The 12717-nt window shown below is 63.2% G+C and carries 9 protein-coding genes and 1 pseudogene; 1 reads left to right on the top strand and 9 read right to left on the bottom strand.

Annotated elements, in window-relative coordinates:
• Positions 1-192: 192 nt before the first annotated feature.
• The 9 genes from ACFSQT_RS37750 to ACFSQT_RS37710 all read right to left on the bottom strand — a co-directional run bounded on the left by ACFSQT_RS37750 (position 193) and on the right by ACFSQT_RS37710 (position 11257).
• On the bottom strand, positions 193-951 hold the full coding sequence (locus tag ACFSQT_RS37750) for an FkbM family methyltransferase (protein WP_379027094.1): 759 nt from the start codon (positions 949-951) through the stop codon (positions 193-195).
• Positions 948-2180, bottom strand: coding sequence for a hypothetical protein (locus tag ACFSQT_RS37745; protein WP_379027093.1), 1233 nt, complete (start codon positions 2178-2180; stop codon positions 948-950). The genes ACFSQT_RS37750 and ACFSQT_RS37745 overlap by 4 nt, the downstream gene beginning before the upstream one ends.
• Before the next feature lie 23 nt (positions 2181-2203).
• Positions 2204-3634 carry an aspartate aminotransferase family protein gene (locus ACFSQT_RS37740; RefSeq protein ID WP_379027150.1) on the bottom strand — a complete coding sequence of 477 codons (1431 nt, stop codon included), beginning with the start codon at positions 3632-3634 and terminating at the stop codon, positions 2204-2206.
• Between the two features lie 106 nt (positions 3635-3740).
• Positions 3741-4748: an NAD-dependent epimerase/dehydratase family protein gene (locus ACFSQT_RS37735; RefSeq protein WP_379027092.1), complete on the bottom strand. Its 1008-nt coding sequence runs from the start codon at positions 4746-4748 to the stop codon at positions 3741-3743.
• A complete protein-coding gene (locus ACFSQT_RS37730) occupies positions 4745-5191 on the bottom strand; it encodes an EamA family transporter (protein ID WP_379027091.1) in 447 nt (148 codons plus the stop codon). Before ACFSQT_RS37730 ends, ACFSQT_RS37735 begins: the two co-directional genes overlap by 4 nt.
• Positions 5192-5315: 124 nt before the next feature.
• Positions 5316-6668, bottom strand: a complete 1353-nt coding sequence (locus ACFSQT_RS37725) for an FAD-binding oxidoreductase (protein WP_379027090.1) — start codon at positions 6666-6668, stop codon at positions 5316-5318.
• A 2-nt stretch (positions 6669-6670) separates the two neighbouring features.
• A complete protein-coding gene (locus ACFSQT_RS37720) occupies positions 6671-8104 on the bottom strand; it encodes a UbiA family prenyltransferase (RefSeq protein WP_379027089.1) in 1434 nt (477 codons plus the stop codon).
• Positions 8105-8328: 224 nt separating this feature from the next.
• On the bottom strand, positions 8329-8592 hold the full coding sequence (locus ACFSQT_RS37715; RefSeq protein ID WP_379017396.1) for a hypothetical protein: 264 nt from the start codon (positions 8590-8592) through the stop codon (positions 8329-8331).
• Positions 8593-8767: 175 nt separating this feature from the next.
• Positions 8768-11257: a mechanosensitive ion channel family protein gene (locus tag ACFSQT_RS37710; protein ID WP_379017397.1), complete on the bottom strand. Its 2490-nt coding sequence runs from the start codon at positions 11255-11257 to the stop codon at positions 8768-8770.
• 213 nt (positions 11258-11470) lie between these two features.
• On the opposite strand from ACFSQT_RS37710, the pseudogene ACFSQT_RS37705 reads away from it, so the two are divergent.
• Positions 11471-11785 (top strand): annotated as a pseudogene (locus tag ACFSQT_RS37705) (FAD-dependent oxidoreductase); the annotation flags it as partial.
• Between the last annotated feature and the right edge of the window lie 932 nt (positions 11786-12717).

Below are 12717 nucleotides of genomic sequence, written 5' to 3'. Positions count from 1 at the left end.
TTTGCGACATTAGAGCGACGCGCGTCCATCAGGACGCGCAAAGTACGCTCTAACAATTTAAATGCGCATCGTCCTTTCCGAAAATCGGTTCCGATTTTCGGGGCGATGCGTCGCAAAAAGCCGAGCGACCAGGCGATAGAATGGTTCACATCGCGCGCGTTGGGCGGCTCTCTTTTCGCTCGAAAGCCCAGTTCAGGCAAACGCCCAGATGTCCTCTGCCTGGAAGCCGACCTGATAGCCTGCCGTCTTCAGCTTGACCACGACCTGGCCGATCTCGGCGGCCGGCAGCGCACCAACCTCGACCTTGATCATGCCGGGGCGATAGCGCTTGAGGTCGAGCTGCTCGAAGACGATCCAGTCGGCACCCTCGCAATCGACGAGGAAGGCGTCGATATGGCTGATGCCGTTGCGGTCGAGCAATGTCTGCAGCGTTTCCGAAGACACCTCGATATCTCTCAGATGCGGCGCGAACTTGTTGAAGTTGGCGTCAGCCTCGCCCCAGGCATTCTTGCCTGACATCAGGTTGGTGTCGGTGACCGACGAGCAGCCGATGAACTCGATCGGCAGCGTACCAGCCTCGAGCGCGGCGGCATCGAAGGTGTGGACGGTGATCGTGCCCTTTGCCTTGGTCACCGCCACCGGCTCGATAACAAAGCGGTTCCTGTCGGGATAGTTGGCGCGCAGACGTTTCTGATTGTACGGGATCGGCTCGACCAGCATGGCGCGTGCGCCAGCTATGCGGTGCAGCCACGGCGTGACGTCATCGAAAAGCGCGCCGTCGCAGGCGCCGACATTGACCATCTGGAACGGTCGCCCCGCCCCACCGAAGCGCGCCTTCAGCGCCGCCTTGGCCAGGAACTTCGTTCCACGCAGCGACGGCCCACGATCGAGAAGCCCGCTGGGAAGACCGAGCGAAAGGGCAACGCGCGCCAGGCTGGATAGGGAACTCATGACTTGTCTCCGGCAATGACGTGCAAGGCAGCGCGATGCTGGCCACGGGCTATTGTCGCCCACAGCGCCATGAAGGGCGGCGCCAGCAGCAGGAAGGGCGGGATCAGATTGGGGAAATAGATGCGGGTATCGTGGATCGGGAAGACAGCGAATTTTGCCAGCACGCCGAGCACCAGCGCCGCGAACAATATGCCGGCACGACGCTCGAGGCGGAAGCCGGCGCGGCCAGCCGCATACCAGCCGGCCAGTGCCAGCACCGAGACGCCGACCCAGCTGTTCAGGCTGACGGCGCGCAGCAGCGACGTCGCAAACGCCCTGAGATAGGCGAGGACCGAGAATGGCGGCTCGAACCCGTCCATATTGTAGTGCTGTTCGATGCTGGAGAACCACAGATGCGGCCACCAACCGGGGTGATGGGCCCAGTGCGAAATGGCGAAATAGGCGACGAAGGACGCCGCAAAGCCGGCCAAGGCACCCCAGGCCTTCTGCCGGAAGGCGACCAGCAGCACGGCGAAAATCGCCAGGAAAACAATGTTATCGGGCCGTGCCATGAAGGCGAGGAAGAGCAGCACCGCCGTTGCCACCTCGCGGCCGCGGACATAGGCGTAGAGCCCGCCGAGGAACAATGCCGAACACAACAGATCAGGCGTCGAGGCGCGCGCCGCATCGCTGAAATCGGCCATGATCAGCACCGCGCCGACCACCGGCGCCAACCCCAATGCCTGCTCCGAACGCAGCCAGAGCAGCGCGATCGCGCCGAACAGCAGCACGGAGAGCACCGAGACGAGCCGCATCGCCTCGACCGGCGACATCACCGAACTCATCGTCGACAGGATCTCGGCATAGAGGAACTTGATCCTGTACATGCCAAGCAGCGAATGGAAGTCGGCGGCATTCTCCGTCATATGGCTGCGGAAACCGCCGCCATCGTCGGTCAGCGTCTTGTAGTCGCCCGCAGACACGCCGGCCTGGACGGTGCCGTAGGCATAGTCGTGCAGCGCCTGCGCGTCGGGATAGGCGCCCTCCTCGGCGACGGCGAGATAGGGCAGCATGTCCCAGTTGGCGTCCGGCATCACCCATGCCGTGAACGCCATCAACAGGATGTAGAGCGCGAAAGCCGCCGCGCCGATGGGTGCTGCCAGCCGCGCATAGGTTCCCTCGCCCCAGGCCAGGCCGGCCTCGGTGAGCCGATCGAGTGGGTTTTTCGCAGCGGGAGACTTGGTCAGCATGGTCTTGCTCGACGACCTTCGCTTTAACGGACCTGGCTTTTGACGAAATCCTTGACGATCGACACGATGCCGCGCGACAGCAGGCTGTCGAAGGCATCGGCGAAGCGGTCGACATGCTCGCGCTGGCAGATCAGCGGCGGCTCGAGCCGGATGACGTTGCGGTTGTATTCGGTGAAGGCGACGAGCACGCCGTAGTCGCGCAGCAGCAGCGCCCCGACAAAACCCGACAGCGACCCCTTCAGCTTGTCGTCGAGCACGCTGACGATCGGCCTCAGCACCATCGGCAAGGTCTGCGAGAAATCGTGGAACTCCAGCCCGACCATGAAACCCTTGCCGCGCACGTCCTTGATGATCTTGGGGTATTTATCCCTAAGCGCCTGCAGCCGCTGCAGCAGGTAATCCCCGGTGACGGCAGCGTTGTCGATCAGCCCTTCGTCATAGAGCACGTTGAGCCCCTCGATCGAGGTGACGCAGGCCTCGCCCATGCCGCCGAAGGTCGCCATGGCGTGGATCATCGCCGTCTTCGGTGTGCCATAGGCCTTCATGTACACCTCGCGCCGCGCGATCATCGCGCCGACCGCCGCCTTGCCGGCGCCAAGCGACTTGGCCAGCGCCGTCACGTCCGGAACGACGCCGTAATGCTCGAAGGCGTAGAAGCGGCCCGAGCGGCCGTAGCCGCACTGCACTTCGTCGGCGACCCACAGCACGTCGTACTGGTCGCACAGCGCGCGCAGCTTCTGCCAGTATTCGGCAGGCGCCTGGATGATGCCGCCGCCGCCTTGGATGGTTTCGAGCACGATGACGCCGACCTCCGGGTCGGAGCGGAACAGGCGCTCGACCGCCTCGATGTCGGCAAAGGGAATGCGGACCGTATTGTCCGCCATCTTGAAGTCGGCGCGGTAGAGTTGGCCGTCGGTGATGCCCAGAACGCCCTTGGTCTTGCCGTGGAAGGAATTCTCGGCATAGACGATTTTCGGCCGCTTCGGGCCGGCGGCACGCTCGGCAAGTTTCACCGCCGCTTCCATCGCTTCCGAACCGGACGAACCGAGGAACACCATGTCGAGATCGCCGGGCGAACACTTGGCGATGTTGTGTGCCAGGGCTGCCGCGTATTGCGACATGAAGGCGATGGCGATTTCCTGGCGCTTCTCCTCCTGGAATTGCTTCCGTGCTTCCAGAATGCGCGGATGGTTGTGGCCGAAGGCCAGCGAACCGAAGCCGCCGAAGAAATCGAGGATCTTGCGGCCGTTCTGGTCGACGTAGAACATGCCCTCGGCACGCTCGATCTTGATCTTGTGGAAACCGAGCAACTTCATGAAATGCAGCTGGCCGGGGTTGAGATGCGCCTTGAACAGGTCGGTCATGCGCGCAATGTCCATCGCCTTGGCCTGCTCGACGCTGATCAGGTCGGGCTTGGCGATGGTTACGGGCGACAGCGCCGGCGCGCTGACCATGGTGCGCGCGCTCGTCTGTTCGGGCTTGGCCATGACGGTCATTTCAATCTCCTGTCTGTGCGCATGACCAGGATCGTTGCGCAACGAAAGCTGTTTTGCGAACCCGCTATTCGGCGGGCACATGTTTGGTGGCGACGGCATGACCGGCCTTCTTGGCGCGGTACTCGCTGTAGGCGGCGATCAGCATGTCCTCGTCGCGATATTGCGGCACCCAGCCGAGCTGGCGCTCGGCCTTGGAGACGTCGAGCACGCATTCCTCGTCGGCGATCAGATACTGCTCCGGATCCATGATCGGCATGTTCAAGAGGTCGAGCAGGTCGAGCGTGCGCTTCACCGCCCAGCCCGGTGTCGGGATCAGGATCGATTTCGAGCCGGCATGCCTGATCAGGTCGCCAAGCAGTTTCTTGACCGGCGGCGGGTTGAGCGAGCCGAGATTGTAGGCCTCATCAGGCACGCCGGCCTTCCAGGCGGCGCGTGCGGCCTCGGCGCAGTCGAACACCGAGATGAACTGGTAGGGATTCCTGCCCGAACCGATCATCGGAACGGGAAAATTCCAGTCGATCAGCTTGAACAGTTTTTCCAGAATGCCGAGCCGGCCGGGGCCGATGATCAGGCGCGGGCGAAACAGTGAGATCGACATGCCGCGCTTGCGCCATTCGGCGGCCAGTTCCTCGGTCTTCTGCTTCGACCAGCCATATTCGCCAAGCGGCGCGACAGGATGGTCCTCGGTCATCGGCTGGGTCACCGTGTGGCCATAGATCATGTCGGTCGTGTAGTGGACGAGCTTGGGTGCGCCGGCCTTGTCCATGGCCTGCATGATGTGCTCGGTGCCGTGGAAATTCACCGGGAAGAAGAAATCGTGCCGCTTGGCACGCACCTGGATCGGCGACAGCATCTTGGCCGACAGATTGTAGACCATGTCGTCGGCCTTGAGCCCCACCGCGGCGACCGAGGCCGGATCGGTGACGTCACACTGGATAAAGCGGACATTGCGGTAATGCGAAAGGTCGCTCCTGGCGATATCGGCGACGACAACCTCTTCACCATCGGCCACAAGCTTCGGGGCAAGGTGGCGGCCGACGAAACCGTCGCCGCCGAAAATCACATGTCTCATCGAATGATCTCGCTGTGAATCTTGTCGGACGAAAGGGAAGCCGTTTCCGCGTCATGGCCGCGCCCACCCAAGTCTCGTCCACTTTGGGCGATCAGCACGGTGCCGACGCAGATGCAGGCAATGCCGGCGATGCGCCAGCCATTGAGGTCCTCGCGGAAGACGAAATAGGCGAAGATGGCGACGGCAACATAAGCGAGGCTAAGGAACGGATAGGCGAAGGAAAGCTCGACCTTGGACAGCACGTAGAGGTGCGAGGCCATCGAGATGACGAAGGTGCACAGGCCAAGGAACACCCAGGGGCTGAAGACGATCTGCAACAGTTTGACCAGCGGATTGACGCCCTCGAAGGAGATCGGACCGAGCGACATCATGCCTTGCTTCAGCATCAGCTGCGCGGCGGCATTGGTCATGACCGTAAAGAGAATGAAGACGATGTATTTCATGTGTTCCCAGCCACCCCTTCACACTTCCTACTACAAACCCGCAAACATTTCGTGAAGCCACAAGAATGTTTTGAATGAACCGTGGATTTAGCGATGCCCCAACCAAGAGTATTTCAAATTTTATCTATTCCGCGGCCTCGACCGTGCCGCGCCGCATGTCGAGCTTCTTTGCCGTCCGCGCCCAGAACGACGACATGAAGGCGGGATCGCGCAACGCCTCCAGCCGCTGCCATTCGGGAAAGGACGAAGCGAAGATGTCGGCGCCCATGCGGGCATCCTTGTAGGGATTGACCGCGCCGCCGGCCTCGATCGTGATGCGATCGAGTTCCCGCAACAGCGCCAGCGTCGCCACTCCCCTGTTGGGGAAATCCAGTGTCAGCGTGTAACCGGGACGCGGGAACGACAGCAGCGCCGGCGAGCGGATGGAGCCGAACCGCTTCAGCACCGTGAGGAACGAGCCCTGCCCGGCTCGCCTGGCAGCCGCCAGCAGCGCCGGCACCGCCTCGCGCGCCGTCTCTTCCGGCACCACGCTCTGCTGCTGGAAAAGGCCTTTCGGCCCGTAAAGCCGGTTCCAGTCGCGCACGCCGTCGAGCGGAAAGAAAAAGCCCTGGTATCCGACCTGTCGCGGAGCCGCAGACCGGCCCTTCTTCCAGCGGTAGGCGGCGTTGAAGGCGGTCAGGAACGGCCGGTTGAGCACATTGAACGGCGGCTGGACCGGCACCGAGAGATTGCCGCCTGCACGCGAGGCCGCATGCGAACCGTGCTCGGCATGATTGCCGGTGAACAGCAAACCGCGACCGCTGTTGCGGCCGCCGGCGAGTTGGTCGATCCAGGCGACCGCATACTCATTGGCCCGGTCGGCCGCCTCGGCCAACCCGAAAAATTCGCCGAGATCGCGAAACGGCGTCGCCGTCTCGACGATGTCGAGCGAATGCACCCGCATCAGCCGGATCGAGGCCGACAGGATCAGGCCGGTCAGCCCCAGGCCGCCGATCGTCGCCCGAAACAGCCGCGCATTGTCGGTCGCCGAGCAGCGACGGATCTTTCCGTCGGACCTGAGCAGCGTCAAGGTCTCGACATGGCAGCCGAAGGTGCCGCGCCGATGATGGTTCTTGCCGTGCACGTCATTGGCGATGGCACCGCCGAGCGAGACGAATTGGGTGCCCGGAACAACCGCCGGGAAAAAGCCGTGAGGGGCAGCGTGTGCGATGATGTCCGACAACAGAACGCCGGCATCGGCTTCGAGAAGGCCTGTCTCGGCATTGAAGGCGCGGATTCGGTTCAGCGGCCGCATATCGATGACCGTGCCGGCCTCGTTCTGGCAGGAATCGCCGTAGGAGCGGCCATTGCCATAGGCGAGCAGCGACCCTGGCTTCGCCTGGCCGCCCTTCAGCAGCGCAATGCCGTCCTCGGCGTCGATTGCGCGCGGCGCCGGCGGCGTGGCAAGGCCAAAGCTTGGGAAGCGCTCAGTGGCCATGCCTACCAGCCTCCGATGACCAGCATCACCGCGCCGATCAGCACCACGATCTGGCTGCGCCAGTCGCGGATGATGAAGACGACGGGGTCGTCATGCATCTCGTCGCGGCGCGCCAGGATCCAGACGCGCATGGTGAGATAAAGCACGATCGGCGCCAGCGGCCAGATCAGCCACGGATGCGGATAAAGCTCGCGCACCGCGACGCTGTCCATGTAGAGCGCCAGAACCAGCGCCGAGGAGAAGGCCGAAGCCATACCGGCCTGGGCGACGATCTCCTGGTCTTCAGTACGATAGCCACGCCCGGCAATGCGCTCGCCGGGCGGGATGGCGGTGGTGCGCAGTTCGACAAAGCGCTTCACCAGCGCCAGCGACAGGAAGAAGAAGATCGAGAAGGCGAGCAGCCAGAACGAGACGTCGACACCGGTCGCGGCCGCACCCGCCAGGACGCGGATCGTGTAGAGGCCGGCGAGCGTCAGCACGTCGACAAGCAGCATGCGCTTGAACGATAACGAATAGGCTGTCGTGACCACCATGTAGCCGCCAAGCACGGCCAGGAATTCGGGCGGCAAAAGCAACCCGGTGCCGATGCCGGTTGCCAGCAGCACCGCGATCGCGCCGAGACCAAACGGGATCGACAGCGCGCCGCTGGCGAACGGCCGGTTGCGCTTGGTGGCGTGCTTGCGGTCGAGCGCGAGATCGAAGAAATCGTTGAGGATGTAGATGGCCGACGCCACAGCGCTGAACGAGACGAACGCCAGCAGGCATTCCCAGATCATGTCGGTGTTGAAATATTCATGCGACAGCACCATCGGCACGGCGATCAGCGAGTTCTTGAGCCACTGATGCACGCGCAGCATCTTGATGATGGTCCGCGATGTCGGCTTTGGCGTCGCCATCGTCTCGGCGCCATGTGCGGCCTGCCAGCGCGCGGCGTGACGGTCGGGCGCCACGACGATTGCCGTGCGCGCGGCGTCGAAGACCTGGAGGTCGTGGCGGCTGTTGCCGGCATAGTCGAAGCCCGCGTCGCCATAGGCCGCGACCAGCGAGGCGCGCTTCTTGCCGGAGGTGAGATTGTCGGGACCGTCGGTGGCCAGCACCCGGTCGAAAATGCCGAGATGGTCAGCGATAGCGTCGGCGAATTTGCGCGGCGTGCCGGTCGCCAGCACGATCTTGCGGCCTTCGGCGTGCTCGGTCCGGAGACGGCAGAGCAGCGCTTCGCGATAGGGCAGTGATGCCGGATCGATGTCGATGCGCTGGGCGATCGCCTGCTTCAACCGGGCCGGTCCGCCGGCAGCCCAGAAAGGCACGAGAAATATATAGAGCGGGTTCTTCTTGAGAAGGATGAATAGCCCTTCCCACAACAGGTCGGTCGCGATCAGCGTGCCGTCGAGATCGACCGCAAGCGGTATTGCGTTCCTGTCCGACCGCGCATCCATGTCCGTTCTGCCCTGCCAGCGTATGATCCGGAAAACGGACCTCGTTGCGCGCCGCGTTTCGCCGTCTTGAAGCTGGTATAGCGGGGGATGGCGTAGCGAACGTTAAAACGTCCGGTTGCAGGCGGCTGCCATGGCGGTATTTCCGGCGTCATTGTTAAACAACTACTACCGGAAACGATAAAAGGCCGAGCGAATGCCCGGCCTTTCCTGTCATGCGGTCGGAATTACTTGATACGGGCGACGCCGCCCGAGATCTCGACGGTTTCCGAGCCGGTCAGGGCTTCGAGATCGCCATTCGGCAAGGTGACGAAGCAGCCGTTCGGGCAGAATTCGACGGTTTCGCCAGCGGCCAGCGCCAGTTCGGACTTGCTGCCGCCCTCGGTCACGACCAGCGTGCGGGTCTCGGCGTCCTTGTTGACCGCGCTGGCGGAATGGGCCGAGCCGATGGCGGCGGCCAGGGCGACGGCAGCGACGAGAGACTTCCACATGTTGCAATATCGGTGTTCCCACCGCCTCTGTTGCATTCGCAAGGCGTTCTTGCCTTTGCATGGAAGCTTATATGAGACGGAAGCTGAACCGCAACTGAATGCCGCATTCATGCCGCAATTGGCTTTGGGCGATTGCGAGCGCGCCCGTTCGAACGCCAGTTGGACTGTCGGCCCCCTAGTCGGGGTCCGGCTTGCGCACCTTGCGTCCCGACTTGGCAAGCCGCTTCGCCTCGGCCGCGGCTTCCACCTTGGCCTGCTCCTGCTCGGCGAAATCGGCCTCGATCTTGTCGTCGTCGGTTGGCCAGGCCTTGGGCTTGTGAACCTCGACGACGGCACGCGGCGTCGAGGGAATCTCGATGTGCTCGCCGCCGAATTTCTCAAGCACGGCAAAACGGATGTCGTTCTGCGCGATATTACCGTTCATCACATCGGCCAGGAAGACGCGGATCTCGAATTCGAGTGCCGCCGCGCCGAAATTGGAAAACAGCACGAAAGGTTCCGGGTTCTTCAACACCAGCGGGTGGCTGCGTGCGATGTCCAGCAGGATGGCGTGAACCTGTTTGACGTCGCTGCCATAGGCGACGCCGACCTTGATGTCGACGCGGCCGAGCTTGTTGCGGTGCGTCCAGTTGCCGACGGCGTTGTTGATCAGGTTCGAATTGGGCAGGATCACCGACTGCCGCTGAAACGTCTCGATCTCGGTGGCGCGCACGCTGATCTTCTTGACGGTGCCGCTGACATCGCCGGCGACGATCCAGTCGCCGACCTTGAATGGCCGCTCGGCCAAAAGGATCAGGCCGGAGACGAAATTGGACACCACATTCTGCAGACCAAAGCCGATACCGAGGGAAAGGGCGCCGGCGACGAGCGCAAGACTGGACAGGTCGATGCCCGCCGCCGAGATGCCGACGAGTGCCGCCAGCGCAACACCGGCGTAGCCGACCGCCAGCCGGATCGAGTTGCGCACCCCGGTATCGACCTTGCCGCGCGCCATCACCGAACCGTCGAGCCAGCCCTGGAACCAGCGCGTCAGGAAATAGCCGATGATGAAGACGACGATACCGGAAAGAATGCCGGTGACCGAAATCGTCACTGAACCGATATTGATCCCGGTTGCCAGCTTGTAGGCCCAGGCCTGGATGTCGCCGGGCTGGAAGCCCCACATCAACAGGATCAGCGGCAGGAACACCAGCACGATCATCAGATTGATGGCGACGCTGACGACAAGGCCGAGCTGGTCGAGTGCTGTATCCTCGTAGCTCGAATTGGCGGACAGCCAGCGGCCGACGGACGTGTTGGCGAAAGCACCCTCCTCGCCGATCGCCCGTGCCGACAGGAAGCCGATATAGGCGGTGATCAGGGCGGTGCCGGTGACGACGACCTGCAGCGAGACAAACAGGGCAAGGCCGATATAGCCGAGCAGCGCCGCAACGATGGTGAACAGCCCAAGTGCAAGCGATGTATAGCGCAGCCATGCCGGCCACGGCCGCCAGCTTCCGTCACGCGCCTTGAACGGCCTCAGCATCGCCATCAGGATCAGGATGACGCCGACGACTATGGTGGCGACGAAACTGCGGGCAATGGTCAGCGACAGCGGCGAGCCCATCTTGTCGTTGACGATCGACAGGAAATAGTTGACGCCGATGACCACGGCCATGGCGGTCGTCAGCCGCACCAGCCAGCGCGCCGGGCCGGTTTCGACGGGAATGAGCCGCCAGTTCGGCAGCCGCGGCTCGAGCGCCGCATTGGCCAGCCGGTTGACGCAGAACACCACTCCGATGACGGCCGCCAGCGCATTCAGGAAGACGCCGATGTCGCCGCGCAACACATTGTAATAGTTGAAAAAGAACACCGTGGAAGCGAGAAATACTCCGACCGCCAGCGTCGGCAGCAAGGTCGACCAGAAGGCCACCGACAGACGGCTGAGATAGGACGGGTCTTCGTTGGCGGGATCGGCTTCGAACACCCGCCCGAACAGGCGCCGGCCGCCGACCAGCAGCACCAGCGCCAGGCCGAGCGCCACGAAGGTCGCGGCCAGGACGGCCTGGAACTTGAACTTGAAAGCGAAGCTCAGCCAGGACGACACCGCCTTGTACAAATTGGCGTATTCGTCCGTGGCATCCGAGAAGACCTGCGGGCTCAAGGCATCGGACAGCACGTAGCGCTTGGTCAAAAGGTTGCGGAACAGCGCGCTGCGCATGTTGCCTATCTTTTCGATCAGCCCGCTGATGCGAATCGACAGGTTCTGCGCGCTGGCGACGACTGCGTTGATCTCGGCCTTTTCCGACGCCAGCGCCTGGCGTTCGCCGGTCACAATGTCGGGCTCCTGCGGCTGCCCCGCCGCTGGCGGCGGGCCAAGCGTTTCGACCCGATTGTTGATGTCGGTAAGGCGCGAACGGAACGCCAGCGCACTGGTAAGTGCCGCACGCGACATCTCCTCCAGTTGCAGACGGATATCAACGAGTGAGGCATCGTCCTCACCGTCCTGCTGTATTTTCTTCTCGAGATCGTCAGTCTTGGCCGTCAGGCCCTGAATGACTTTCTGCTGATCGGTGATCAATCCGGCGGCGCCCTGGCCGAGCGCTTGCGCCATCACGTCGAACGAAGGCGGCGCCGAGACAACGAGCGCAAGGATCAAAATGAGGCGAAGCAATCGGAAAAGCATGATTTGGCGGCGACTCATGGGCGGCAAAGGCAATTTGAAAGCCTGTCCTTGATAAAGACGGCCATATCATGGGGCAAGCCGTCGTATCCGATCGCCGACCCTATCCAATCGCTTGACCAGGCGTCGGCCAGTCGAAAGGCGATGGCGCAATATTGGCTTTGCAGGTGCGCCCTGCTCTATAGTCTGCGGCATCGCCCGAACCGGATGACAATGATGGCAGAGTACTCGGCCTTTTCGCTGCTCGCGAATGCGCTCAAGGGAAACAAGGACTGGAAACCGGCCTGGCGCAAGCCGGATCCGAAGGCGTCCTATGATGTCATCATCATCGGTGGCGGCGGCCACGGGCTGGCGACGGCTTATTATCTCGCCAAGGAACATGGCATCACCAATGTCGCGGTGCTGGAAAAGGGCTGGCTCGGATCCGGCAATGTCGGCCGCAACACCACGGCCGTGCGCTCGATTAGTCCTCTCACCCCTCCCACTTACACGCTTTGCCCCGCTGCCCGCAAACACCGCTTCTACGCGCATATCGATGCGTCGTCCTGCGCCAGGCCGAGGAGGCGCGCGGCCGAGGCCGCAACATGGCGCTTCGCCGGCGAGCGAGGTCTGAGCGCAACACGCGCGCGCACGGCGTGACAGCGCAGCATCTGTTTGTGTGAGACTGCAGCCACGCAATGCGCTAGCCGAGTTGTCCGCAAAGGCGCGGCGGCGAATTGTCGCGTCGCGTGTGCCAGCGCCGCCCTGCGATGAGGCGCGCGCACGCAGCGCATCGCTGCCACAGCGATGCGGAGACCTCGGCGGCACTTCGCCGCAGCGCGAAATGCTGCCTGCAGACGCGCTCTGGCATCTGGGCGCCGGCAATGCAGCTCGCACAGTCCGCGGCCATGTGACGCCCAGCGATCGCGCACGTCTTGCGCGCTGCGTCGTGCACTTTGTGCATGAGAGGGTTGCGGCGCGAAGCGCGAGGCGCGCACGCGCGCGGCTCGCTGCCAGGTGGCGCCGAGCGCAGCCACTGTGCTGGAGCATTGGCGGCCGAAAACGGCTGCTCAACGCAGATCGCCCGCTCGCCCGCGAACGCAGGCGAGGGTCGGCAGGCGACACGCGTAGCGGCTTGGCTCGGATGCGCCCAGACGAGCGCGATGCAAGCGTACGCGCCTGCTGTCGCAGCTCCACGAGCCGATGACCTGCGCAAGGCGTGCGCACGACCGTTTGCAGAGAGCGAGAAAGCCGGCAATCCTGACACTGGACAAGGCGCTCCACCGGCGCCATCAGTCGCTGTGCCGCGCGCGCGAGTTGGACTCGCGTCCGACAGCGCTGCAGCACGGCTGACGCGGCGTGACAGACCGCGGCTGGGAGGTCGCAGGCGCGCATCCAGAGAATACACTGACACGCCGCCGCATCTGGTCATACCGTCATACCGGTCTGGATGGCCGACAGTCGCGATGCCATGAGAGGGCCGA

Origin of the sequence: Mesorhizobium calcicola (genome assembly GCF_042682105.1) — a bacterium.
GTDB lineage: Bacteria > Pseudomonadota > Alphaproteobacteria > Rhizobiales > Rhizobiaceae > Mesorhizobium > Mesorhizobium calcicola.
Note: the sequence above shows the minus strand (reverse complement) of the source record. Positions and strands in the feature narration are given on the sequence as shown.